26 protein-coding genes and 4 pseudogenes are annotated in these 25328 nt (G+C 59.3%); 20 read left to right on the top strand and 10 right to left on the bottom strand.

All coding sequences use genetic code 11. The features are described 5' to 3' along the window. Positions 1-249: hypothetical protein (locus B30_RS22230; RefSeq protein ID WP_157789831.1), on the top strand; the 249-nt coding region annotated here is incomplete at its 5' end. 60 nt (positions 250-309) lie between these two features. Next, the gene (locus B30_RS16595) at positions 310-702 is read left to right on the top strand and encodes a winged helix-turn-helix transcriptional regulator (RefSeq protein ID WP_009573300.1); all 393 of its coding nucleotides are present in this window, start codon (positions 310-312) and stop codon (positions 700-702) included. A 202-nt stretch (positions 703-904) separates the two neighbouring features. On the opposite strand, the gene B30_RS16590 is transcribed toward B30_RS16595, so the two are convergent. Then, positions 905-1723, bottom strand: coding sequence for an SDR family oxidoreductase (locus tag B30_RS16590; protein WP_009573299.1), 819 nt, complete (start codon positions 1721-1723; stop codon positions 905-907). A gap of 97 nt (positions 1724-1820) precedes the next feature. On the opposite strand from B30_RS16590, the gene B30_RS16585 reads away from it, so the two are divergent. Next, on the top strand, positions 1821-2729 hold the full coding sequence (locus B30_RS16585; protein ID WP_009573298.1) for a LysR family transcriptional regulator: 909 nt from the start codon (positions 1821-1823) through the stop codon (positions 2727-2729). Between the two features lie 63 nt (positions 2730-2792). On the opposite strand, the gene B30_RS16580 is transcribed toward B30_RS16585, so the two are convergent. Continuing rightward, positions 2793-3719, bottom strand: a complete 927-nt coding sequence (locus tag B30_RS16580; RefSeq protein ID WP_009573297.1) for a LysR family transcriptional regulator — start codon at positions 3717-3719, stop codon at positions 2793-2795. A 98-nt stretch (positions 3720-3817) separates the two neighbouring features. On the opposite strand from B30_RS16580, the gene B30_RS16575 reads away from it, so the two are divergent. Continuing rightward, on the top strand, positions 3818-4825 hold the full coding sequence (locus tag B30_RS16575) for an NADP-dependent oxidoreductase (protein WP_100220139.1): 1008 nt from the start codon (positions 3818-3820) through the stop codon (positions 4823-4825). Between the two features lie 26 nt (positions 4826-4851). Next, the gene (locus B30_RS16570; protein WP_009573295.1) at positions 4852-5154 is read left to right on the top strand and encodes a putative quinol monooxygenase; all 303 of its coding nucleotides are present in this window, start codon (positions 4852-4854) and stop codon (positions 5152-5154) included. A 177-nt stretch (positions 5155-5331) separates the two neighbouring features. Here the strand turns inward: B30_RS16570 and B30_RS16565 are convergent. Then, a pseudogene (locus B30_RS16565) lies at positions 5332-5755 on the bottom strand (DDE-type integrase/transposase/recombinase); the annotation flags it as partial. Positions 5756-6406: 651 nt separating this feature from the next. Here B30_RS16565 and B30_RS16560 point away from each other — a divergent pair. From B30_RS16560 to B30_RS16535, 6 genes are read left to right on the top strand one after another with little or no spacing between them, the layout of a single operon-like run. Beyond that, complete coding sequence (locus B30_RS16560) at positions 6407-7498, top strand: LacI family DNA-binding transcriptional regulator (protein WP_009573293.1); 1092 nt, start codon at positions 6407-6409, stop codon at positions 7496-7498. Beyond that, on the top strand, positions 7495-8760 hold the full coding sequence (locus B30_RS16555; protein WP_009573292.1) for an extracellular solute-binding protein: 1266 nt from the start codon (positions 7495-7497) through the stop codon (positions 8758-8760). The genes B30_RS16560 and B30_RS16555 overlap by 4 nt, the downstream gene beginning before the upstream one ends. 59 nt (positions 8761-8819) lie before the next feature. Then, positions 8820-9890 (top strand): carbohydrate ABC transporter permease, encoded by a 1071-nt coding sequence (locus B30_RS16550; protein WP_009573291.1) that lies wholly within the window; start codon positions 8820-8822, stop codon positions 9888-9890. A gap of 3 nt (positions 9891-9893) precedes the next feature. Beyond that, positions 9894-10772, top strand: coding sequence for a carbohydrate ABC transporter permease (locus B30_RS16545; RefSeq protein WP_009573290.1), 879 nt, complete (start codon positions 9894-9896; stop codon positions 10770-10772). A 5-nt stretch (positions 10773-10777) separates the two neighbouring features. Beyond that, on the top strand, positions 10778-11770 hold the full coding sequence (locus B30_RS16540) for a levansucrase (protein WP_009573289.1): 993 nt from the start codon (positions 10778-10780) through the stop codon (positions 11768-11770). Between the two features lie 4 nt (positions 11771-11774). Continuing rightward, positions 11775-12842: an ABC transporter ATP-binding protein gene (locus B30_RS16535; protein ID WP_009573288.1), complete on the top strand. Its 1068-nt coding sequence runs from the start codon at positions 11775-11777 to the stop codon at positions 12840-12842. A gap of 600 nt (positions 12843-13442) precedes the next feature. On the opposite strand, the gene B30_RS22220 is transcribed toward B30_RS16535, so the two are convergent. The 6 genes and pseudogenes from B30_RS22220 to B30_RS16510 form a co-directional block, all read right to left on the bottom strand. Next, entirely contained in the window at positions 13443-13667 is a 225-nt protein-coding gene (locus B30_RS22220; protein WP_157789829.1) for a hypothetical protein, read from the bottom strand. 14 nt (positions 13668-13681) lie between these two features. Beyond that, positions 13682-14418, bottom strand: a pseudogene (locus tag B30_RS16530) (IS3 family transposase); the annotation flags it as partial. Between the two features lie 9 nt (positions 14419-14427). Beyond that, on the bottom strand, positions 14428-15114 hold the full coding sequence (locus B30_RS16525) for a transposase (RefSeq protein ID WP_009573287.1): 687 nt from the start codon (positions 15112-15114) through the stop codon (positions 14428-14430). Between the two features lie 137 nt (positions 15115-15251). Further along, positions 15252-15698, bottom strand: coding sequence for an NAD(P)/FAD-dependent oxidoreductase (locus B30_RS21840; protein WP_081583745.1), 447 nt, complete (start codon positions 15696-15698; stop codon positions 15252-15254). A 57-nt stretch (positions 15699-15755) separates the two neighbouring features. Next, positions 15756-16580 (bottom strand): RNA polymerase sigma factor, encoded by an 825-nt coding sequence (locus B30_RS16515; RefSeq protein ID WP_009573285.1) that lies wholly within the window; start codon positions 16578-16580, stop codon positions 15756-15758. After that, positions 16577-16978: a hypothetical protein gene (locus B30_RS16510; protein WP_009573284.1), complete on the bottom strand. Its 402-nt coding sequence runs from the start codon at positions 16976-16978 to the stop codon at positions 16577-16579. The genes B30_RS16515 and B30_RS16510 overlap by 4 nt, the downstream gene beginning before the upstream one ends. Positions 16979-17233: 255 nt before the next feature. Here B30_RS16510 and B30_RS21525 point away from each other — a divergent pair, with 255 nt between their 5' ends. From B30_RS21525 to cysE, 7 genes are all read left to right on the top strand, one after another. Continuing rightward, on the top strand, positions 17234-18136 hold the full coding sequence (locus tag B30_RS21525) for an AraC family transcriptional regulator (RefSeq protein ID WP_009573283.1): 903 nt from the start codon (positions 17234-17236) through the stop codon (positions 18134-18136). 89 nt (positions 18137-18225) lie between these two features. Continuing rightward, the gene (locus tag B30_RS16500; RefSeq protein ID WP_009573282.1) at positions 18226-19188 is read left to right on the top strand and encodes an SMP-30/gluconolactonase/LRE family protein; all 963 of its coding nucleotides are present in this window, start codon (positions 18226-18228) and stop codon (positions 19186-19188) included. 20 nt (positions 19189-19208) lie between these two features. Next, entirely contained in the window at positions 19209-19502 is a 294-nt protein-coding gene (locus B30_RS16495) for a hypothetical protein (RefSeq protein ID WP_009573281.1), read from the top strand. A 164-nt stretch (positions 19503-19666) separates the two neighbouring features. Further along, complete coding sequence (locus B30_RS16490) at positions 19667-20275, top strand: TetR/AcrR family transcriptional regulator (RefSeq protein ID WP_009573280.1); 609 nt, start codon at positions 19667-19669, stop codon at positions 20273-20275. Further along, positions 20272-21141: an SDR family oxidoreductase gene (locus B30_RS16485; RefSeq protein WP_009573279.1), complete on the top strand. Its 870-nt coding sequence runs from the start codon at positions 20272-20274 to the stop codon at positions 21139-21141. The genes B30_RS16490 and B30_RS16485 overlap by 4 nt, the downstream gene beginning before the upstream one ends. Continuing rightward, entirely contained in the window at positions 21142-21474 is a 333-nt protein-coding gene (locus B30_RS16480; RefSeq protein ID WP_009573278.1) for a putative quinol monooxygenase, read from the top strand. A 327-nt stretch (positions 21475-21801) separates the two neighbouring features. Then, the gene (cysE, locus tag B30_RS16475) at positions 21802-22605 is read left to right on the top strand and encodes a serine O-acetyltransferase (RefSeq protein ID WP_009573277.1); all 804 of its coding nucleotides are present in this window, start codon (positions 21802-21804) and stop codon (positions 22603-22605) included. A 738-nt stretch (positions 22606-23343) separates the two neighbouring features. Here cysE and B30_RS21835 read toward each other — a convergent pair. Further along, positions 23344-23976 (bottom strand): annotated as a pseudogene (locus tag B30_RS21835) (type IV secretory system conjugative DNA transfer family protein); the annotation flags it as partial. 161 nt (positions 23977-24137) lie between these two features. Here B30_RS21835 and B30_RS22810 point away from each other — a divergent pair. Together B30_RS22810 and B30_RS21825 are read left to right on the top strand one after the other, a co-directional pair. Next, entirely contained in the window at positions 24138-24314 is a 177-nt protein-coding gene (locus tag B30_RS22810) for a LysR substrate-binding domain-containing protein (protein ID WP_198430626.1), read from the top strand. An 84-nt stretch (positions 24315-24398) separates the two neighbouring features. Then, positions 24399-25204: pseudogene (locus tag B30_RS21825) on the top strand (transposase); the annotation flags it as partial. Positions 25205-25328 lie beyond the last annotated feature (124 nt).

The following is a 25328-nucleotide window of genomic DNA, read 5'->3' as shown; positions in this document are numbered from 1 at the left end:
ACGCTTGCAATGCGGGAGCCACCCACAGACGCCCTTCCATCGACGCTGGAGCGCACCCGCGTGCTGGTTGCCGACGGTCGGCATCCACCAGCACGCACTAAGGTCCAAGGCCTGCGCGTTGCGATTGATCTTTACATTGGGTGCGAGAAACGCTTCCGCAAGTCCCAGACCAATGCCCATGGTGCCGCCGGTGATGAGGACTACCTGCCTCATATGATCGCTTCCAATCCTTGCACCTCGAATAAGTGATTTCATTTTGTTATATGGTATACACTGGAGAGCATCGAAGGTCGCCAAGGAGGCACCTTTTTGAAACAAGGCACCATTCAGGAAACTCGGCCCTGCAATCCACTGACCGAGACATTGTCGCGGATTGGCGACAAGTGGGCGATCCAGGTCGTTATGGAATTGGAAGCGCCCCCCAAACGGTTCAGCGAGCTTTGGCGCTCTGTTGGAGGGATATCGCAGAAAATGTTGACGCTCACGCTTCCTGCGCTGGAACGGGACAGCCTTGTCACGCGGACCGTGTATCCGACGAAGCCGGCGAGTGTCGAATATGCGCTAACTGATCTCGGCAAGGAAATGGTCGTGCCGATCAGGGCGCTCGGCGGATGGGTAATCGAGAACCTTCCCAAGATCGCAAGCGCACGTCAGCGTTTCGACACGGAGGCCGGTTCGGCAGTGTCGGATGGATGCCGTTGACGAGATTGCGATGCAAGCCGCGGCTTGTGTGCAGGGGGCAGAACGCGTTGCGGCTCAGTCCGGTCAGACGTCCTGCTTGTTTGCTGTGGATCGCAACGTCTTTCCATTGAAGGCGTCATGTGGATTGGCAAAGTTATAGAAGCGCTCCCATTCATCCAGTGCTGCCTCCAAGAAAACATCATCCTTGTGACGTTGCCCTTGCTCAGCCACGCGCGCTCGATGCCTTGATCTCTGCTGCGAGCTGCTGGCACTTGTCGCCTGCCCATTCGTGCGCGTCGGCACCGAACAGGAGCCGTCGCGCAGGGTCGGGGGACGAGGCTTCGGCGACGATCAGGGCGGCAAGATCCTCGGGATCGTTCTGCTGCGCGCCGTTCGCTTGCTCGATAAAGCTTCGGAAACCCTCGACGGCCTCGGCGTAATCCGCAATCTCGACATTCCCCTGCCGCACAGTGGACGGATCAAGGAAGTTCGTGCGCATCATCCCCGGTTCCACGACAAGAGAATGGATGCCAAGCGGTGCGATCTCTTCGGCGAGACCCTCAATCCAGCCTTCGAGCGCGAACTTGGACGCCGAGTAGACCGACCCACCGGGGTTCGAGACGAGGCCGTTCACCGACGAGATCGTTACCACAAGGCCCGAGCGTTGCCGGCGCATCGTGGGCAACACCGCGCGCGCCACGTTCATCGCGCCGAAGAGGTTGATCTCGAACTGCCGACGCACATCCTCCTCCGGGATCGTCTCGAACCATCCAAGCTGGGCGCGTCCGGCGTTGTTGACCAGAACATCGATCCGACCGAACGTCTCGATGGCTGCGTCATGTGCAGACGAAGCTGCCTCGGGATCGGTCACGTCGAGCGGCAGCACGAGCAGGCGGTCGTCCGAGGCGGAGAGGCTCTCGGCAATTCCGTCGACGGTCTGGCTGGTCGCAACGACCTTGTCACCGGCCTTCAATGCGTCCCGGGCGAGCAGGTAGCCCAGCCCCCTGCCCGCTCCGGTGATGAACCATACCTTGTCTGTCAATGTCAGCTCCTCTTGTTTGCTGACATTTAATTAACACGACTATACAATGCGCGATTAGAGCCCTAATGAATGTAGGACCAAGTAGCAGAAATACTGAATGGATCCGCGACAGTTCTCCGACCTCTTCATCTTCAACCGGGTTGCCGAACAGCGCAGCTTTACCGCCGCGGCACGCAGCTTGGGGGTGACCCAGTCCGCCGTCAGCCAGACCGTCAAGCGCCTTGAGCAGGAGATGGGGCTCAGGTTGCTGTCGCGCTCGACACGCAGCCTTGCCCCGACCGCGGCGGGCGAACGACTGCTCGCCACACTCTCTCCGGTCATCGCGGAGATCGGCGCAGAGATCGAGGCTCTTGAACGGCTGCGCGAGGAACCGGGCGGGCGCCTGCGGGTGACCTGCGGGAAACATGCCGCGGATACCTTGGTCTGGCCCGCCTTCTCGCGGCTGATCGCGGCCCACCCCGAGATTGAGGGCGAGCTGAGCGTGGAGGACAGATATGTCGATATCGTCGCCGAACGGTTCGACATCGGGATACGGATGCGCGACGATCTGGAGATGGACATGGTCGCCATGCCCGTGGGGCCGCCCCTGCGAACGGTCGTCGTGGGCGCGCCGCGATATCTCGAGACCCGCGATCCGCCGCGCGTACCGCGCGACCTGTCGGCGCATCGCTGCATCGGCTTCAGGAATGCGGGCGGCACCTTGTCGCCGTGGTCGTTCGAGAGAGACGGACATGCGGAAACGGTAAAGGTCTCGCCATCCATCATCGTCAACGACGGCGACGCGCTCGTGGAGGCGGCCAGCGCGGGAATGGGTCTGGCCTACATGCTCGAGGACCTTGCCGCGCCCTTCCTGAGCGAGGGCCGGCTCGTCGAAGTGCTCGCCGACTGGTGTCCGCCGTTTCCAGGCTATCACGCCTTTTATTCAAGCCGACGCCATCCGACCCGCGCCTCCACCCTGTTTCTGGAGGCCTTGCGACAGGAGAGCAGAGGAAAACTCGACGGATAGGCCGCAATTCGGTAGCAGAATCGACACCTTCATCGAGTATGGCAATCATCCCTGGCACCACTTTCATTTTGTCTGCTTCATGCGATCTTCGAATGTCCGGTGCAGCACTGTCAGGAAGGCACGGACCGCCGGGTTCGCACGGCGGCTTTCCGGCCAAACAGCAGTGATGTTGTGACGTTCGACGGAAAAGTCGGAAAGCACGGGGACCAGTTCACCGCGCGCGACGTAAGGTGCTGTGACAAATGTTGCGGCCATCCCGATGCCGCCATCGGCGGCGAGAACGGCAACCAGCGCGTCGCTTGCGTCGACCGTCGTGCCTGAGGGTGGACCGATCTCCACGATCCTGCTTCCGATCCTGAAGGGCCAGCGGAAGGTCTGTCCCGTGCTTTGGTAGCGCAGGGAGACGGTCTGATGCTCGGCAAGGTCATCAGGGTGTTTTGGCGTTCCGTGTCTGCCTAGGTAGCGCGGCGATGCAAAACAGCAGAGCCGGTGCGGTGCCAGTTTACGCGACAACAGCCGTGAATCCGTCAGGTCGCCGATCCGCACAGCGATGTCGATCCCCTCGTCCACGATATCGATGATCCGATCGCTCAATCGCAGATCGATCGTCACTTTCGGGTATGTCTCGCGAAAGGCCGGCAGGAGCGGCGCGATCACATGCATCCCGATCGGCAGCGATGTTGCGATCCGCAAACGTCCCGATGGTTCGGAACGCGCCGTCATCGCGACCTGCTCGATCTCCTCCGCGTCGCGCAGCAGCCTGATGGCGCGCTCGTGCAGATCGCGGCCTTCAGCAGTCAGTGTCAGTGAACGGGTTGTCCGCGTGAAAAGCGCCACCCCCAACTGAGCCTCGAGCCGCTGGACACTCTTGCTCACGGCGGATGGCGAGACCGACAAGGCATGGGCTGCGGCGGTGAAACTGCCCAGCGAACCGGCGCGCGCAAAGGCAATCAGGCCCGTCAGCCGCTCAAGTACCATTTGTGCTTTCATGGCATGACTTAACTGCTCCTGACCCCAATAATCAATCGCAATTCAAAAGATTATATCCGGCTGAGCAATTCAATGAATGGAGCAAGCCTGTGAGCAACATGATGAAAGCAGTCCGCCTGCACGCATTCGGGGCACCAGAGGTTCTCGTTTACGAGGACGCATCTATCCCGGATCCGAAAGCGGAGGAGGTGCTGGTGCGCGTCCATGCCGTCGGCCTCAACCCACCCGACTGGTATTTGCGCGACGGCTACCGGTCGCTGCCGCCGGAATGGCAGCCAAACCCGAAATTCCCCATGATTCTCGGCTCTGACGTCTCGGGCGTGATCGAGAGGGTTGGCGCGGGCGTTACGGAGTTCTCCGTCGGCGACGTGGTCTATGCCATGGTGCGTTTCCCGGCGGACGTGATGGAAGGCGGCAAAGCCTATGCCGAATATGTCAGCGTGCCTGTCACCGAAATTGCACACAAACCCGATGGCATCGATCACTTCCATGCAGCTGCCGCGCCGATGTCGTTGCTTACTGCCTGGCAGTTCCTGATCGATCTCGGTCATGACGAGCCGAACCCGTTCCAATCCTACAAGCACACGCCGGTCCCACTCGCGGGCAAGACGGTGCTTGTCAACGGTGCCGGGGGCGGTGTCGGCCATCTGGCTGTGCAACTGGCGAAGTGGCAAGGCGCCCATGTGATCGCGGTGGCCTCGGGTAAGCATGAAGCGCTCATGCGCGAGCTCGGCGCTGATCGGTTCATCGACTATACGCAAACGGCGGCCGACGCGATCGTGCAGGACGTCGACCTCGTGCTCGACACCGTCGGCGGCAAGGACGCGGCGCGCTTCCTGCGCGTGCTTAAACAAGGCGGCGCGCTCTTCCTGGTGTACCCGCTGGGGTTCGATGCACAGGAGAAGGCAGCCCGGCTCGGGATCACCGTATCCTCGATACAGGTTCGCTCCAGCGGCGCACAACTCAAAGACGTGGCCCGCCTGCTGGATGACGGTACCCTCCGCGTCGTGATCGACAGCATCTTTCCGCTGGCCGAGGCGGCACGCGCGCACGAACGCGCCGCGGCCGGCGGTATTCAGGGCAAAATCGTCCTGACAGCTACGTGACCGTCCATGGCGAAAGGGAAACGACCATGCTCATCGTGACCGGATACATCCACCTGGCACCGGCGGATGTCGCCGCCTTCGTCGAGGATATCGCGTCGTTCGGTCGAACGACGCGAGCGCGCGACGGGTGCCTATTCTATGCGGTTGCTCCCGACGATCAGGTGTGCGGGCGGATGCTCGTGGTCGAGCGGTGGCGGGACCAGGCAGCGCTCGACGCCCATCTCGCCGCTGACGACACCGCGGCCCTGGTCGCGCGGTGGCAGCACCGGATGACCGCAAACCTCGCCAAGTTCGACGCTTTGAACGAGCGCGCCCTTTTGGCTGGATAAAGAGAAAGATCTGGACGCAAGACACCGATGCTACAGGTGACACCCGCTTCCTGAAAGTCGGCGGCGAGAGGATACTACAAACTCGACCCGACCCAATATTACCTAGGCTATTCGGTCGATGTGGCTGGCTTCATCGACTGAATCGCCCCGGTTTCATCGGAGACCAATGGCTTCACTTCACGCGACCATATCGAGCATGTTGCGCTGTGCATAGAAGTTCTCTTCGGCCTCTGCCGGCGGGATGTTTCCGATGGGTCCAAGCAGGCGCCGGTTGTTGAACCAATCTACCCATCCGAGCGTGGCCATTTCCAGATCCTGCACGTTGCGCCATGGCCCCTGGCGGTGGACCAGCTCGGTTTTGTAGAGACCGTTTATGGTTTCCGCGAGCGCATTGTCATACGAGTCCCCCGACGCTGCCGACCGATGGTTCGATGCCAGCTTCGGCCAAGCGCTCGGTGTATCGCATGGACAAATATTGCCCGCCGCGATCTGAGTGATGAACCAATCAGCTCTGCTGGACCGGTCGTCGATCGTGCAGGGCCTGCTCAAGAGCATCGAGAACAAAGTCAGTTTTGGCGGACCGCGAGACCCGCCAAGCGAGCCCTAAAGAAACGCGTCCCGCAGGCTGCACGGTGAAAAGCGGGAGTGTCTAAAAAACTGGCCGATACCACTCGGCCAGAACAGAACTGCCATCGCCTCTATAACACCTGCCGTTCGCTACACCTGCCGCCAAGAGCAATAGTTTGCTCAAAGCCGCTTTGCGGCGCGCTGCGAGCCATTCTTAAGGCCAGCGCGGCCATATCGACCCGATCGGCCCACAGATGCCGGTCGAGAACATGCCTACGCTGCGCCGCAGCCTCCCCGAAGCGGCCGTTCACGGCCTGACGCAGCAAAATCCGGGGACGAATGTCGCTGATGCGGACATTCTGTCAATGTTCTGCATGTAACAAATGACTGCAATTGTGGATCGCGCGACGTTCGCCGCGACGGTGCGGAGCCACAGTAATTGCGCTTCCTGCCAAGCCGAAGATCCCCCTGCAAGACACGTTGATGGATGCCGTCCTGGGTCGGCTTCCAACGGAAACGACGTCCCCCCGTCAGCGCGAGAGCTGCAATCCGGCTTTGCAATCCGACCTGCGCTTAAAAGATTCGGCTTGACCGCCGCGACGAGACTCGTTTATGACATCGGTGTCATGACACCGATGTCATGGCGGGAAGCAAGGACTGGTCGTTGGACAGCGGAGGGATAAACGTGAGCACGATCTACGATGTCGCAAAGGCAGCTGGCGTTTCACCCAAGACGGTCAGCCGCGTGTTGAACGGCGACGCACCCGTCAAGGCCGAGACGGCGAAGATCGTGCGTCAGGTCATCGCAGAGCTGGGCTATGCGCCGTCCTCTGCCGCCCGCGCCATGCGGTCGAACAAATCTGGGCTGATCGGCCTGATCACCGGCGCGATTTCGGTTGACACCTCGCAGCCCGACAATTCCGGCCTGCCGGACCTGTTCATCGTGCAGGGTGTGCAGAAGGCGATGGAGTCTAGCGGCAAGACGCTGTTGATCGCCGACAGCGGCGGACGGCCGGACCGGGTCGCAGACCTGATGCGCACATTCGAGCAGCACCGCGTTGAGGGCATCGTCTATGTCGCGGACCACCACCGCAGGGTGACATTGCCGCCCGTGTCGATGCAGACCCGGCTGGTGCTGGCGAATTGCTATGATGACCGCGGCACCCCCTGTGTTCTGCCGCACGACCGCAAGGGCCAGCAAATGCTGGTTGCCGACCTGATCTCGCGCGGTCACCGGCGCATTGCCTACCTGACACTGAAAGCCGACATGGATGCGACCCGCCTGCGCACCCAAGGCTATCGCGACGCCTTGGCAGCAGCCGAGATCACCTTTGACCCCGCGCTGGTGATCGTCGGCGGCATCGGCACCACGGATCACGACGCCGAGGTGCAGGTGCTGTGGGACGCCATCGACCGGGTACTGGCGCTGGACGTGCCGCCCACCGTGATCTGCTTTGGCAACGACCAGATGGCGATGCGCGCCTATGGCATCCTGCGCTCGCGCGGTGTCAGCCTGCCGCAGGACATCAGTGTCGCGGGATATGACAACTACCGCATGATCACTCAGACGCTCTATCCGACACTGACCTCAGCAGAGCTGCCCTATCACGCCATGGGCGTGCGGGCGACGCAGCTGTTGCTGCGCATGATCGACGATGCCGCCGATGTGCCGGATGCCCCGGTGCTGGTCAGCGGCCGCGTGCACCTCGGCCAGTCCGTCAGGACCCTGCCGACACCCATCACCAAACTGACGTCAATCGGGAGGATGACACAATGAAGATGACTGCAACCCTGACCGCAGCCCTGCTGGCCACGACCGTCTGGGCCACGATGGCCGCGGCCCAGACCGACCTGTCCATGTGGTATCACGGCGCCGGCAACCCCAAGGAAGCCGCCGTCCTGCAAACCATCATCGACGACTTCAACGCCAGCCAGTCCGACTGGCTCGTCGCCGTCGAAAGCTTTCCGCAGGAAAGCTACAACGATTCCGTCGTGGCCGCCGCCCTCGCCGGCAATCTGCCCGACATCATCGACGTCGATGGCCCGGTGATGCCGAACTGGGCCTGGTCCGGCTACCTGCAACCGCTGCAGATCGACGAGACCAAGATCGAGAACTTCCTGCCCGGCCCCAAAGGCTATTGGGACGGCAAGCTATATTCCATCGGCCTGTGGGACGCTGCCGTCGCGCTCGTGACGCGCCAGTCGATCCTTGACGATCTGGGCCTGCGCACACCGACGTTGGAGCAGCCATGGACCCAAGAGGAGTTCATGGGCGCACTAGAAGCGGCAAAAGCCACCGGCACCTATGATTACCCGCTCGATCTGGGCATGGCCTGGACCGGTGAATGGTATCCCTATGCCTTCAGCCCGTTCCTGCAATCCTTCGGCGGCGATCTGGTGGACCGGTCCACCTATCTGACAGCAGAGGGTGCGCTGAACGGCGATGCGGCGATGGCCTTCGGAGAATGGTGGCAGGGCTTGTTCGCCAACGATCTGGCCCCCGGCACCAGCCAGGACCCGGCGGCGCGCGAGACGGGCTTCCAGGACGGCAAGTATGCCTTCAGTTGGAACGGCAATTGGGCGGCCAAAAACATCTTGGAAACCTTCGACGACACGGTCTTTCTTCCCGCGCCCGATTTCGGCGCCGGCCCCAAGATCGGTGCCGCAAGCTGGCAGTTCGGCGTGTCTTCGGCCTCCAAACACCCGGACGGCGCCTCTGCGTTCATCGAATTCGCGTTGCAGGACAAGTATCTGGCCGATTTCTCGAATGCGATCGGTTTGATCCCGCCCACCGCCTCGGCGGCCCAGATGACCGAGAACTACAAGGACGGCGGGCCGATGGCGGTGTTCTATGACCTGACCAAGGCGCAGGCGTTGGTCCGCCCCGTCACCCCCGGCTACGTCGTCGAGGCGAAGGTGTTCGAGAAGGCCCTAGCCGACATCGCCAATGGCGCCGACGTGGCCGACACGCTGGACGCCGCCACGGACGAGATCAACGCCGATATCGAGCGCAACTCTGGCTACGGCCACAGCGAGTAAGCGTGACCCGGGGGGCCGCAGGTCGGCCCCCCGGACGGCATGAAGGGGGGGGATTAACCATGACATCGAAACTGACTACATCGAACCGCGCGGGCTGGGCCTTTGCCCTGCCGGGGTTCGGCCTGATCGCGCTGTTCATCGTGATCCCCTTCTTTTTCGCCTTCTACCTGTCGCTGACCAATCAGCGCCTGATTTCCCCCAACCCGACCGAATTCGTCGGGCTGAAGAACTACGACAACCTGCTGTCCATTGGCGTGCTGACGATTGAACCGGAACGCGACGATTCCGGTGCGATAGTGCGTGACGACAACGGGGTGCCGGAATACCCCCGCGTCCGCGGATTCACCCGCAACAACCCTGACTATCCGCAATTCGACGGCATGCGGGAATGGTTTCGCTGGCAATCCGGCGACACCGCAAAGGTCGTCGTGGCATCCGACGTCGTGTTCTGGAAAAGCCTTTGGAACACGGTCAAGTTCGTGATCGTCGTGGCCCCGGTGCAGGCGGGTCTGGCCCTGTGCCTTGCGCTGCTGATCAACCAGCGCTTGCGCGGGATCAACGTCTACCGCGCGATCTATTTCATGCCTGTCGTGGTCTCCATCGTCGTCGTCTCGCTGCTTTGGCGGTTCCTCTATTCCCCCGACAACGGGCTGCTGAACAACATGTTGCATGGCCTGAGTTTCGGCCTGTTCGAACCCCACGACTGGCTGGGCAATCCGGACACGGCGCTGGGGTCGATCATGGCGATGTCGATCTGGCAGGCGGTGGGCTTTCACATGGTGATTTGGCTGGCAGGCCTGCAAACCATCAGCCCCAGCCTTTATGAAGCCGCCAGCATCGAAGGCGCCAGCAAATGGCAGACCTTCCGCTATGTCACCTGGCCGGGGCTGCGCAACACCGCCGTGCTGGTGCTGATCGTCATCACGATGCAGGCCTTCGCCCTGTTCGCGCAGATCGACGTGATGACCAACGGCGGTCCGCTGGACAGCACCACGACGCTGGTCTTTCAGACGGTAGAGCGCGGCTATGGCAAGCAGGACATCTCGGGCGGCGCCACGATCAGCGTGATCCTGTTCCTGCTGGTCCTGTCGATTTCCCTGATCCAACGATTTCTGACGCGGGAGCGCTGAGCGATGGCCACCATATCTGCCGACAACCATGGTTTGCGCCTTGTGGTGCGCTATGTCGTCCTGACGCTGATCGCAGTGATCTTCATCTTTCCGCTGCTGTTCATGGTGATGTCCAGCCTGAAGCCCAGCGACCAGTTGCTGCGCGATACCGCCAGCCTGCGGGCGTTCCTGCCAGTGGGCGACATCGGGTTTGCCAACTATGCCGACGCCTTTTCGCGTGCGCCTGTGGCGCTCTTTGTCTTCAATTCCGTGTTGGTGACGGGCGTGACGGTGCTGCTGTCGCTGTTCCTGTGCTCGCTGGCCGCGTTCAGCTTTACCTTCCTGAACTGGAAGGGGCGCGATCTGCTGCTGGGCATCGTCATCGCCACCCTGATCGTCCCGTTCGAAACTATCGCCATCCCCCTGCTGCTGCTGGTCAGCAAGCTGCCGTGGATCGGACTGGACGGGCTGCAATTCGGCTGGCTGAACACCTACCGCGTGCAGATCATCCCCTGGATCGCGGACGGGCTGACGGTGTTCCTGTTCGTGCAATACTTCAAGGACCTGCCGCGAGAGCTGATCGAAGCCGCCCGCGTCGAAGGCGCATCCTGGTGGCAGATCTACCGGCGGATCGTCATGCCGCTGGCCGGCCCCGTGCTGGCGACGGCGGCGATCCTGAAGTTCCTGGTGATGTACAACCAATACCTCTGGCCGCTGATCGTGGTGCAGCAGGAAAGCTACCGCCCCGTGATGGTCGGGCTGCAATACTTCTTTCAGCTCGACACCGCCTGGGGTGAAATCATGGCCTATCTGACGATCATCACGGTCCCGGTGCTGGCCTTCTATCTTATCATGCAACGGGCGTTCATCTCGTCCATTGCCTCTACTGGCGTGAAAGGCTGATCGTCATGGTTCTCGCACTCAAAGATCAATTCATCTGGGATAGCTGGTACGTCCGCGGCAGCGACACTTGGCACGGCTATTTTCTCAAAGCCCCCCGATCGCTGGGCGATCCGGAGCTTCGGCACATGAATGCCACTGTCGGCCATGCCACTAGCACTGACCTGATCCACTGGGATCATCTGGGGCAGACCTTCGGCCCGGCACCTGCGCCCGCATGGGACGATTGCACCACATGGACTGGGTCCGTGGTGCGCGGTGATGACGACCTCTGGCACCTTTACTACACCGGCACCAGCCAAGCCGAGAATGCGCTGTATCAGCGGATCGGCCATGCGACTTCGACTGACCTGCACAACTGGACGCGGTTCGGCGACGGTCTGGCGCTGGACCTGACCGGGCCGAACGCAGAGCTGTATGAGGCGGATCACATGGTCGGCTTCTGGCACGACCGCGCGATGCGCGACCCCTGGGTGATGAAGGACCCCGAAGGCGACGGCTGGCTGATGTTTTTCACCGCCCGCAAGGCGGGTGTGGCAGAGCCTAACGCCGGCGGCTGCATCGGCTTCGCCACCTCTCCCGATGGCTACGACTGGACGCTGCAAGCGCCTGTCTTTGTCGGCGGCTATGGCCAGCTGGAGGTTCCGCAGGTGTTCCAGAAGGACGGCCACTGGTTCTGCCTGTTCTGCACCGCGGCCGAGCATTTCAGCAAGGACCGCGCCGAGAAGACGGCGACCGGCCCCAGCACCGGCAACCACTATCTGATCGGCGCAGGCCCGCGCGGGCCGTGGCAATTGGCACCAGAGTTCCTTGACGGCGCCTTGCCGCCCGCCCGCTATGCCGCGCGGATCGTGGACACGGACGACGGGCTGGTGATCCTCGGCTTTGCCGACCGGCCCGACGGTGGCGATTTCGTCGGCCACGTCATGGACCCCGAACCGGTGCGCGTCACCGCTGACGGCCTTCTGGAACTCGCGCCCCGGCGCATGGCGGAGGAGTAGCGGCATGGCAACGGTGAAACTGCGCGACATCCGCAAAAGTTACGGCGCGACCGAGGTCATAAAGGGCGTCGACATCGACATCGCGGACGGCGAATTCGTCGTCTTCGTCGGCCCCTCGGGCTGTGGCAAATCCACCCTCCTGCGGATGATCGCGGGACTGGAGGACATCACGTCGGGCACGCTGGAAATCGACGGCACGCACGTCAACGATCTGGAGCCTTCGCGGCGCGGCATCGCGATGGTGTTTCAAAGCTACGCCATTTTTCCGCATATGACTGTGCGCGAGAACGTGGCATTCGGCCTGACCATCAACAAGGTCGCCAAGGCCGAAAAGGAAGCTGCGGTCGCCAACGCCGCGCGCATCCTGCAGATGGAGCACCTGCTGGACCGGCGCCCGTCGGAACTGTCCGGTGGTCAGCGACAGCGCGTCGCCATCGGGCGTGCCATCGTGCGCGACCCCAAGGTGTTCCTGTTCGACGAGCCATTGTCGAACCTCGACGCCGCCCTGCGGATGGATATGCGGATGGAGATCGGCAAGCTGCATCAGGACCTTGGCGCCTCCATGATCTACGTCACCCACGATCAGGTCGAGGCGATGACGCTGGCCGACAAGATCGTGGTGCTGAAGGACGGCAGGGTGATGCAGGCCGGCGCGCCGATGGACCTCTATCACAACCCCGCCAATCTGTTCGTCGCGGGTTTCCTTGGCGCACCATCAATGAACTTCATCCCTGTGCGGGTCGAACAGGTCGCGGAGGAGACGATCACCGTCAGCAGCCCGTCGCTCGACCCCATCGCGGTACCGCGCAAGGGGCGCGACTTTGCCGCGGGTCAGTCCGCCACTCTTGGTGTGCGGCCGCAATATCTGCGACCCGTCGCAGCAGACACGGGGATGTTGCACGGCACGGTGCAACTGACCGAAAGGCTTGGCTCGGAAACGGTGGTGGAGGTGAAACTGGCGGACGGCAGCAAGATCATCGCCGCCTTGCCCCAGGACATGATGCTGGAACCGGGGAGCAACGTTTCCTTTGATTTTGCAGTGGAACTGGCCCACGCCTTCCCTGACGAATAGGGCGGCGCCACGAGGGATGTCGGGTTTCGTCGCGTGGCAAGCTGATCCGCCAAGGAGATGTCGCACGACTCATGGTGTTGGCCACATCAATTCGCCGCGCGCGACAGATACAGCCACATCAGATGACCGCTTTCCGTTCGTACTTAATTTCGGCACGTCCCAGCGGAAGTGGTCCTCGGGCCCGCAAGGGTCAATGGCCGTTTTGTCCGCGATGCTGCCATAGGTGTCAGGCCCAGCGAACGTCAGGTGCCGCGCAGGGACACCATGCGGTGAGCGTGGTATCTTGCCGTGGTCGGCCCTGAGCCGCCGGATGACAGTGCGCAGTTGCTTCCCTGCGTGTTCTCTGGAGTGGCCGTTCGTGGCACGATGCGGAAAAATCTGACAATAAGTGTCGCCTGAACTGAGCGAGCAAATTCTCACTGCAAGTCAGCCCATATTGACGGCAACGCCGTCATCGGGTCTGCTTCGGCTTCAAAGGCAGGCGGCTACATGGTCAAAGAGCTGAAGGCTCTTTTGGATCATGTGCCTTGATGTCAGAGTGAGCCAGCCAATGCATTAACTTTACGGTGCCATGAAAGAATTTCACCTCCCTGCGGCTCCTCAGCCCGCCGCAGTCATTTTTTGAACTTCCCTGTAAACACTGTACCAGAAAGACATGCGTCGGCGAAGTTCTGCCGCATTCTTTTCAACCTCAATCAGCATGATCCGAAGAGGTTCATCGTAAACATCGAAAATGTCATTTCGATATTTGAAATTCCGCCGCCCCGGTACAACCGTTGTAATCCATCCTTTTCCAGATATTTTGTTATATTTTTTACCTGTCATGCGCGACCAGACTATTCGGCCTTGATGGTTTTGAAGAATGTTTCGATGGCGGCATTGTCATAGCAGTTGCCTTTGCCGCTCATTGACGCCTTGAACCCATGCTCTCGCAGGATTTTCTGATAGTCATGCGAACAATATTGACTGCCCCTGTCGCTGTGGAAGATGCAACCCCTGGACGGGGCTCGCAAGGCAATGGCCATCCTCAGCGCCCGGATCGCCAGGTCGCGCTTCATGCGGTTGCTGACGGCCCAGCCGATGACGCGCCGCGAATGCAGGTCCAGGATCACGGCCAGATACAACCACCCTCGCGGGTCCAGATGTAACTGATATCACCGGCCCATTTCTGGTTTGGCTCAAGCGCATAGAAATCGCGATCCAGCAGGTTCGGGGCGATGTTGAATGTGTGATCGCTGTCCGTGGTTGCTTTGAATTTACGTGTTCTTTCAACGACGATCCCGTTGTCACGCATCAACCGCCCGACCCGACGATGACCAACATCTACCCCGACCTCTTTCAGTTCCTCCGTCACCCGGGGCCTGCCATAGCTACCAAGGCTCAGGCGCGATTGTTCCTTGATGCGGGCCAGAACGACCATGTTTGTGCGCTGCCTACGGCTGGCGGGGCGGCTGCGAAATGCTCGTAAGCCACGACGGTTGACGTTCATAACCTGACGCAACCGACCTGTTGGAAAGCTGCTGCGATGTTCCTCGACGAACCGAAACCTCATGGCTTTTGGCTCGCGAAGAACTGGGGGGCCTTCCTAAGAAACAGCCATGTCAGCCTCCGTGGGCAGCTCTTGTAAATCATAGCCCAGTGACTTGGCGCGGCGCTTGAGATTCCCGAGTACGCGGTTGCGATATCGTTCCTCATAGTGCGATGCGCCGGGGTCCTTGTAGGTCATGCCATATCGTAAGGTGTTGTAGAACAAGACGGCGATCTTGCGCGCTGTTGCCGTGACGGCCTTTGCCTTTCCTGCCCTTTCTGCCAATCGTCGGAAGAAAGCGCCAAGTGCCGTATCGCTGCGCCCAATGGTGACAGCGGCCAACCGTAAAAGCGCAGCGGCGCGGCTGGACGATCGCCGTGTGCGTGATGACAACACCTTGCCGCCGGAGATCTTGTTGCCCGGTGCCAGGCAGAGCCAAGACGTGAAGTGTTTGGCGCTCGGCCATGCCCGTAAATCAGTCCCACATTCCCCAACCAGCTTCAGTGATAGTGAAGGCCCCATCCCATGGATTTGGGTCAGATCAACCCCAAGCACCCCAAACAGGGCTGCACGCACATCAAATGACGGCGTGTTTACCTGTCTGGTCTTTGTGCGCACGCGCGGCAGTCTTGCAGGATCATGATCCTGATCTGCGCCCAACTCCGCCAGCATAGCCTCAAGATGCCGATCGCATTCCAGCATCTTGCCCTGATAGAAATCATAGAGTTCCAGTGATTGGGTCAACGCAAAGATATGTTCTGGTCGGTCATTCCCATTCAGAGCAGCTTTGATTGTCTCAACAGATGCGCGACAGCGGACATCGCGATGCGAGGGTTGTCATGGAAACTCTTGTTTCTAAAGGCGATAAGAGAGGCGAAACTTCAAGCACGAAACCGGTCGACGTGAAAAGGGGTCGGATCGACACAAGGGGTGTCTTCTGTGATCATCTCGCTCACGAGACGATCCGTGACGTGCCCGAGTGTGAGCCCGTGATGCGCATGACCAAACGCGAACCAGAGGCCAGAATGGCCCGTGGCGGGTCCTATAACGGGGCGCATACCCGACAGATAGGAACGCAAGCCGACCCAAGGGGTTGGTTCGACCTGTTGCGCCAACGGAAAGATTTCGCGCGCCCGCGCCTCTGCGCGTCGGACTTGTCCCATGTTCTGAGGTGCTTTGGGTGCTGAAAAGTCGATCCCCGTGGCCATCCGAATGCCGGCCACCATGGGAGAGAGGACGAAACCGGAGTGTTCGTCCAAGATCGGTCGTGACAGGCAGCGACCGAGGTTCGCCGCGAAATGCAGGTGATGACCGCGCTTAATCGCCAATGGAACACGATACCCAAGAGGTGCATACCCCGACGACCATGAAGGTCTTCGGGGTTTTTACGAAATCCGGTCCAGCAACTGTTCTACCAATGACGGGACGGCGGTCACGAATTGCGGGTTGGACCGCATGATCGCAACCGAGCGTTGCGCGGTTTCAAGCACCGCTACGTCTTGGCTGATATCATGTGGAGACATCTGCCCTGCTTGGTCACTGTCCAGATGCGCGGTACCCTTCGCAATGCGGCCCAACTGCAACGCGGGTGCTATGCGATTTTCGCAGCGGCACCGGGCTGACGCGGAGTGAATGCTGCAATTTGATTGCATGAATCCGCTGATTGCGGATCGGGCGCGCCGTAATCTTTGGCGGTAGGTTCCGGCCGAAATTTCAAGGACGTCGCTGGCTTCTGTATCGGTCATCTCGAAGATATCCCCCAGAATATAAGCCATGCGCAGCGACCGTGACAGGCACACCAACATTGCCAAGGTGCACCCCACTTTCACTTCTTTCAATGCAAGCTGATGTTCAATCTCCGTCAGACCAAAATGTGAGGACTCCCCTTGGCCAAGGTGCAGGTCCTCGGCGAAATCCTCAAAGCTGAGACGCATTTTTTCGACCCGTCCCAACCGCGCAGTTTGGGCAAGATGGCGGGTGGACACACGAAAGGCCCATGCCCCTGCAAGGTCTATGTCACGCACATCCCCTAGGTGGGTGATGATCTTGATCAGAATTTCCTGCGTGGCGTCCTCTGCGTCCTCCCGATGGGCGAGCATCCGCATCGCCAGATTGAAAACCGGACCTTTCGCAGCGTTTATAAGTGCCTCTAAGGCCGCGCGACTTCCCTGTCGCGCGGCCTCCACTTGTACAGGATCAAAGAGGATCATGCGGCAAGAATTCCTTTCAGTTTTTCCAGCTCTGTGGCCAGAATGCCTTTTTGCGCCTCCAGTGCGCCTTCCAGAGCCTCAAGCGGAACAGGGGGCGCCATCAGCACGAAAGAATAGATAGATTCACCCGCTCCATTTGGCGTGATCCGCGAATAGGCTGCAGCCACGGACCCGTCGGGGAAAGTCATCAGCCAGTCGACATTGCCTGCCGCGCGCGAGGCCACAGTTTGCAAGGTGATTGGAACCTCGCCATTCGGGGTTACCAAATCGGCTGTCTTGTCATCGGCGCGTGAAAACGCGTTGGTCCATTTCGGCAGGTTGGCGGGTTGCGAAATATAATCGAACGCCGCGTCCGCAGAAACTGTAAGGCCGATGGATTGTACATCGAAATTTTTCATTTTGATCTCCAAGTTGCCCGCCGCGAAAATGCGGCAGATACATATGAAGAGAGCGCGGAGTAGCAGAGTGTTACATTCTCGTCCAAGTTTTTTCCTTGTCACCCGCCCAGTCAACACGCGATCCGTCGGGAGGCGGCATCATTCTGTCCATGTCCGGCCAATTCTGCGCCGCAAACGGTCAGTGGCCATTTTTGACATCCGGCAGAGCGAAAAACTGATAAATAATGGTATTCCCACAGACGAGGACCCCGATCAATGACCGAGCAGACCATCATGTCACGGCTGGAGAAATCGATGACCATGGCCTTCCTGTCCGGGCAAACCGCACGGGGTTTCTGGATCAATGGATGCCAACAGGCGCAAACCATTACCAAAATGGATATGTCCGCGCCGATGCTCATGTTCCCGATTATCGGCCAGAAGAGGATCATCGCTGATCGGCAGACCTATAGCACACAGCCCGGAGAAGTTCTTTTGCTTCCTAAGGGGATGCGGTGTGACGTCGAGAACATTCCCGAACTGGGTCAAAGCCGTTTTCTAGGCGCATCATTGGTTTTTGACCGGCAAACCATAGAGTTATTTGGCAAGGCCTATTCAAACGGGCTTAAGGACTGGGATCTGACGCCAAAGTGGAAAGCTGCCGGATCAAATGAGATGTATTCCTTGATCGCAGACTGGATCACCCACGACCAAAATTACCCCGCAGACCTGACCCATACCCGCCACAGGCTGGTCGAGATACTCCTGATTCTGGCACGGCTAGGTTTGGCTGGAAACCTTCTGTTGTCCCACAATGAAACCTTGTCTGAGCGGATCACGCATCACTTCAAGACAAATCTTTCGCGCGATTGGTCCGTAAAGGATTTGACCAAAACGCTTGCTATGAGCGAGCGGACGTTGCGCCGCAGGCTCCAGGCCGAGAAGACCGGCTTTCGCGATCTGCTTGAGGATACGCGCCTGAATCAGGGGGTGGAGCGGGTCATTTCCTCAGACATGCCAATCGGGCAAATCGCCTTTGAATGCGGCTACCAATCGCAATCCCGGTTCGCAGAGCGGTTTCGGCGCCGATTTTCCATGAGCCCGACCGAACTGCGCGCAACGCAGAAACGGCCAATTGGCGATCTTGTGTCATTGGACCAGCACCGCGCGCGCAATTGACCGTTTGAAGCGCGCCTTTGACCATCCGTAGCGCGAAAGCTGAACGCACATAGCCCATGTACTTTCTGGCAACTCAGGAAAGGAACGCTATGACACTCTCCCTCAAACCCCTCCTGCTCGCGGGCGCATTGGCAGCCACATTGCCTGCCTTAGCGATGGCGGATGCCAGGATTACATTGCCAGACGCGGCATTCGCGCCCGAAGGCATATCACATGACACCTCAGGCACCCTTTATGTCGGCAGTCTCACACAAGGGCGTATCGTAAAAATCTCCGCCAAGACAGAGGATGTCACAGAATTTGCAGCCGCTGGCGCAAATGGATTGGTGACCGTCGTCGGCTTGCATGTTGAAGGCGATCAAACCTTTGCCTGTTCATCTGACCCGGGCATCGGAGCCCTGACGGGAACGGCGGCCCCCGCGCTTGTTGCTTTCAACACCGAAACCGGAGCACCCGCTGGCCGCTACCCGTTGCCGGAGGGCGGCATGTTCTGCAACGATATCGCCGCCCTTCCCGATGGCACGATCCTGGCCACGGACAGCTTCGTGCCCCGTATCTACGCCTTGAAACCCGGCGCGGATCAACTGGAAATCTGGCTGGACGACAGCCACTTTGTCGGCGAAGGCTTCAACCTGAATGGCATCGCCTATGACAACGGTGCGGTCTTTGTCGCGCGCTACAACACCGGCACTTTACATCAGATCGACGTGGGTGCTGATGGACAGGCCGGACAGATCACGGATCTGAAAATGTCGGCAGAGATCCACGGCGCGGACGGTTTGACAGCTTTGGGCGATGGCAGGTTTCTGATTGTTGAAGGGGGCGGATTGTACGCAGGCGCACGTGGTGCGCTTTGGGGTGCGACTGTGTTCGACGGAGAGGCCAAACTCGAAGCGATTGCGGAAGATCTGAATGTGCCCACGACGGCGACGGTGATCGGAGAGACGGCCTACGTCGTCGAAGGTCAGCTCGACCATTTGTTCGACCCGGATGCAGGCAGCCCCGATCCATACCGCATCCTTGCAATCGAACTGCCTGAAACGTTTCAATAATCGCGGAATGGAAAGGAGCCATGACCGCGCATATTATCGTACTCTCAAGACCAGACCCTGCCAAAGCCGAAGAGGCCAAGAAAGGCGCAGACTCGGTTCAGCCTTTGTTGAAAGCCGCAGGCATTATACCAAAACTGCGTGCCCCCGTTGCTGATCGTTTGGCGAGCAAATGCGACCTTGCCACGGTGTTGGTACTTGAATTCCCCGATCAGGCCGCACCGAAAGGTTTTTTTGATCAACAAGCCTATCAGGACCTCATCCCCCTTCGGGATAACAGTTTTCTGCAAATGGAAATTCATATTTTGGGTGCCTAGCGCCTAAATGCGATATTGGCGTGGCGCGAGCTGCGCCAGTATCCGACACCCAAACGACACCCCCGTCCTCACAAGGGAGTAACAATAGTGTGACGTCATCCTCACTTTCAATTAATAAGAGACTGGTCTAATTATTATTGTGGAAGCAACGGGAGGACCCCAAGATGGCACGTCCGAGAGATCAGAACACACATATGTCGCACCGCGAAAAACTCTTGGATGCGGGGGAACATGCCTTTCGGGAAACCAGCTTTTCCGAAAGCGGGATCAACGAGATCCTCGCAAGCTCGGGCGTACCCAAAGGCTCGTTTTATCACCACTTCGCCTCCAAAGAGGCCTTCGGGATCGCGGTGGCCAATCGCTACAACGAAGCACAGGTCGCGGCGGCCAAGGGCTGCCTGGAAGACCCCACACTCCCCCCCATCGACCGCCTGCGCCTCTTCTTTGAAAGCGCCCGCAAGGACATGGGGAACCGCAAGTTCCAACAGGGATGCCTGATGTGCAATCTCTCGACCGAACTTGCCGATGAGAGACCTGCATTTCAGGCCGTGTTGGACACACATTGGCAGAACATGACGGCCGTGGTGGCAGAGTGCCTGGCCGAGGCTGACCTGTCCGAAATAGGGCTGGAACATCTCACTCCAGAAGAGGCCGCCGACTGGCTGATGAACGCCTGGAGCGGGGCCTTAACGCGCATGAAAGCCAGCGGCAATGACGCGCCGCTTGCGCTCTTCATGCGGACAATTTTCAAAACCGAGGACACACAAAAATGACATCTTCAAAAACAATTCTCATCACCGGGGCAAGCCGGGGCATCGGTCTGCGCACGGCCAAATCACTCGCCGCGCGCGGCCATACGGTTTACGCCGGAATGCGCGATATGACCGGGCGCAACAAAGCTGCCGCTGCGGAACTGAAAGCCTTTGCCAATGGTCGTATCGTACCAATCGAACTGGATGTGACGAATGAGGCCGCCTGCACCGCAGCTGTCGCAACAATCGAAGCAGAGACCCCTATTGATGTGCTGATCAATAATGCCGGCGTCATGCCCGTTGGCCTGACCGAGGCCTTCACGATCGAGCAGGCCCAGGATCTGTTCGACGTGAACGTCTACGGCATCATGCGGGTGAGCCGCGCCGTTCTTGGGCCGATGCGCTCCAGAAAGTCCGGCCTGATCGTCAGTCTGAGTTCTTCCGCGGGCCGCTTTGGGATGCCGTTTTTCGGACTGTATTGTTCTAGCAAATGGGCAATGGAAGCTTATTGTGAATCTCTGCACTATGAACTGGAGTCCCTTGGCATCGAGTCAATTCTGGTCGAGCCCAGTGGCCACGGAACCGATCTTGTCACAACGGCTCCCGCACCCGCCGACACTGCGCGTGTTCAGGACTATGGGAATTTGGCCCAAGGCCGCGACCGTCTTCTTGGGATGTTCCAAGGCATGTTCGATCAAGGGGATGCCAGCACAGATGCCAACAATGTCGCAAACCGGATCGCGGATCTTGTGGATATGAATGCGCCGCGCCCGATCCGTACCCAGGTCGGTCAGGACATGGGTGTCGCAGCTTTCAACGATGCCGTTTTACCTATCCAGGCCGAGCTCATCAAAAGCCTCAAACCCGTTTACATGGGGGGTGCGTAAATGGCGGAAGATCAACCCAAACTGTTCCTGTTCGCCGTGATCCAGACAAAGCCCGAACATTTCGACGCGGCCAAGGCCGCCCTGGATGAGATCATTCCTCCCACTCTGGAAGAACCGGGCTGCCACGTCTTTTCTGCGTTCGCCAGCAAAGACCGAAGCAACACGTTGCATCTGTTTGAATGCTTTGAAGACGACGACGCTCTGAACTTCCACTACGCGCAGGACTACACGGCACGCGTTTTCAACAAATACGAAAACTGGCTCAGCGCGCCAGTCGAAGTGACCAAGATGTCGGCATCCTCTCGCGTGAGCTGGGAACAGTTTCATGCGTAAAGTGGCGCTGATTGTTGGTGCAGGCCCCGGTCTCGGGGTCTCACTGGCCAGAACATTCACGCAAGACGGCTACGATGAGGCGTTCGCATCGCGACGCTCAGGATCCTCGCCGGAACTCCCCGCGGCGACCCCTGCGCAAACCCGGACACAATGCTTCACCCCGGTGAAATTGCCCGCACTTTCCTTGAGCTGTCCCGACAGCACAAAAGCGCCTGGACCTGTGAAATCGAGCTACGGTCCTATGTCGAAGCCTTCTGAACAGAGCTTGAACGCCAGAGAACTCAAAGACCTGCCAAGGTGCATCAAACGACCGGGAATGGATCAACCATGTTCATGAAGCTTAAAACCACCCACGAGAACACAAGGCAGTCCATGTTCAAGATGTGTTTGACCGAGGTCAGTCAACTGCGCGCGCGCGAACCGATCCTGAACTCAGTTCTTGCGCCCCTTGCGGAGGCACCGTCGCTGGAATGGATGCTCGCGCGCCACCTGTCAGCGGTCCTTCACGCGCCCGGCGTTGAAATCCCCACCCTGTCGGAGTTGTTTGCCGACGTCTTGCATTCACATCCGTCAATTCCGAACGCCGCAATTGCAGACCTCGAAGCCGCCTATGACCGCGATCCGGCCTGTACCAGCTACTTTCACGCCCTGTTCAATTTCAAAGGGTTCCAGGCGGTTCAGGCACATCGCATCGCGCATCACCTCCTGAAAGACGGGCGCGCGGAGCTTGCCAGCTGGCTGGCCAACCGGGTGTCTCTGGTCCTGGGCCCTGATATCCACCCCGCCGCCAGCATCGGACGCGGCCTTCTGCTCGACCACGGGGCCGGAGTCGTGATCGGTGAGACGACGGTCATCGACGACAATGTCTCGATCATGCAGAACGTCACCCTGGGCGGCACCGGCAATGAGGTCGGCGACCGACACCCCAAGATCGCACAGGGCGTCTTGATCGGCACCGGCGCCAAAGTTTTGGGGAATGTAACAATCGGAGCGATGAGCAAAGTTGCGGCGGGCAGCGTGGTCTTGAAAAATGTTCCACCAAACGCCACCGTCGCGGGCATTCCTGCAAAAGTTGTTCGATGGCACCGCGCTTCACAGATGCCATCGCAAAGGATGGACCAACAGATTTAAGGCCGTTCACGGCATCCGTGAATGTGATCCCATTAACTCGGCACCTGCCGGCACAGCCCTTCGCCAACTCGCTTCGATGATCGCCGCGAGCTGGTTCTGGACCTCTCTGCTGAGGCGCTCTCGCCGACGGAACTGAGCATGACACAAACCAACCAAGAGAAACATATCTGGCTGACGCTGTACCTGGACCGACCCTAGTCCGATTCCAGGCTGTCGCAATCGCGAAAGCTGACCCTATCAACTAAAACGTGCGGGCAATCGCTCGTTCGATAGCGGCGGCCAATGACCTACCACATCTACGCACAAGCGGCTGGAACTCCCCACGATCCTTCAATGGATATTAGCCTGCTTCAAGTCGAATTTGGTCACCCGTTTTGCACCATTTTTAAGGCTCGAGACGGCTGAAGCGACCCAAAAGGTCACTCAAACGCAGAAAATACATGCATAGCGCGTACCTCAAAGGCGCCTAACCGAACGGAGAATGCTCACAAATATACGATTTTAAATCATTTTTTCTTGGACCGTCACATGGACCTGATCCGATGGGGTCGGAAAAGCGAGACCAGTACGTGACGCCCCTCAAACATCAGGCATTTCTGACCCAATGTCTGCAACGCGGACTTCAGTCAACCGGGCGATGCTGCACGGCGCCATCAAAAGCAGGTTTACGGAAGCCGCACCGCAGCAACGGCTCTCCCGGCAAATGTCCGGATCGGGCCGTTCTCGTGATGGTCACCTTTACCCGCCCAACAACTCCTCAATGAAATCCTCCTGCCGGCCGAGCGCCGCCTCCCATCCCTTTGGCACCGCCGCTTCCCGCTCTAGCATTTCGGGTTCAGGCTGCCCGCGCCCGGTCTCCAGGGTCACGATGTGATCCTCGGACACAGCGATGTAAAGCGACTGCGGGCTCTTGCGGAGGGTCGAGAAATCAAAGTCGCTGTCTTGCGTGGCCGAGCGTACCGCCGGATTGTCCCATTGCTTGAGACTGGCGGTCATCAGCGCCTGAATGTTCGAGGTCAGCAGCCGCGACGAGGCAGAGGCAGCGTTGGTCCAAAGCTCGCGCAGGATGTCTTCTTCGGCCTCGTCGGCATAGGTCTTGTACTGGGCGTTCTTGTACTCACCCCCGGCGACGATCTTGTTTACCTCGCCGAGGTTCGGCGTGCCCCGCTGGATCGCCAGCAGACAAGCCGCAACAAAGATGGACTTGCCGGCCTCGGAGAAGGTGTCGAGTTGCTTGTTGTCCTTGTCGAGGAAGAGGTCGGCCAGGATCGAGACCTCGGTGAAACGCTGCGCAAAGCTCGGGGCATTGGCGATCCGCGCAAGCGGGTTGTAACAATGCGTGGCATTGGCCCAATCAAACGGGCTGAAGCGATAGACCTCGTCGCCGTTGAGCGCCCGAAGCCGAGCGGTCTTCTCGAAATTCTCGCCCTTCTAGCATGATAGCTAACGGCGTTAGCTGACCGGCGAAGACCATGCACAAGACCACCATTTGGCATAGCTAAAATCAGGCGCTGAGGCAGCGCGATCTGGGTGTGATCCTGCAACCTTTCAAGTTGGTGGCCTCTGATGTCGCCGCCGGGAGGTTTCAGACACTTCTCCCTGACTACAAGGTTCCAACGCGCCCGATGCATCTGATCTATGCGCCAGACAGGCAGGCAACGCCCAAACTACGTGCATTCATCGACTGTGCAACTGAGGTATTTGGCTAAACCGATTGCATTGCTGTTGACCAGCCCCCCGAAACTTCCCTCACTTTAATGTAGAGTTTGCTCAACCTTTGAAGGAGCAAGCAAATGCGACAGAGTCGTTTTACCGAGGCCCAAATTATTGGGATGATCAAAGAACAAGAAGCTGGGATGCCAGCTGCTGAGGTGTGCCGCAGGCACGGTCTAAGCCCTGCTTCGTTTTACAAGTTCAAAGCCAAGTATGGTGGCATGACCGTTTCTGATACCCACCGCCTAAAATCGCTCGAGGACGAGAACGCTAAGCTGAAGCGCCTGCTGGCAGATACAATGCTCGACAACGTAGTGCTGAAGGATTTGCTGGGAAAGAACTGACGACACCGAATGTGCGACAGGCTGCGGCATGCAAGGCGATGCGGGATCATGGCATCTCTCAACGTCGGGCGTGCAGGCTTGTCGGTGTCGATCCCAAGACCGTCCGGTGTAACAAGCCGCCGGACAATCCTGAAGTTCGCGAAGAGATGAAGGCGATTGCCAGCAAACGGCGCCGGTTCGGTTATCGCCGGATTGGCGTGCTGTTGGAACGCAAAGGCATGATCATGAACCACAAGAAGCTGTATCGTATCTACACCGAGGAAAAGCTGGGCGTCAGACGGAGAAGAGGTCGCAAACGAGCGCGAGGATCAAGAACGCCGATGCCTGTAGCGTTGAGGCCTGGTGAGCGTTGGTCGCTGGATTTTGTGTCTGACACGTTCGGCGCGTCTCGCAAATTCCGCATGTTGGCTGTGAACGACGATTGCTGCCGTGAGAACCTATGCCTGATGGCCGACACCAGCATATCGGGCGCTCGGGTTGCGCGGGAGCTGTATGCGCTTGCGCGCGTCTACGGAAAGCCAGCTTGTATTGTCAGCGATAACGTCCTATGAGCGGGATGATTGGCTGATTTGGCATCGGGTCATTGTCGTGCTGAAGCATTCCAGCACGTTCGAATGTGAGTCAGTTCGGCATTGTGGTCAACAACATGTCTCTCCCATAACAAAC

The organism is Celeribacter baekdonensis B30 (genome assembly GCF_000299875.1).
GTDB classification, from domain to species: domain Bacteria; phylum Pseudomonadota; class Alphaproteobacteria; order Rhodobacterales; family Rhodobacteraceae; genus Celeribacter; species Celeribacter baekdonensis_A.
The sequence above is the reverse complement of the archived record's forward strand: the minus strand, read 5'-3'. Positions and strand labels throughout refer to the sequence as shown.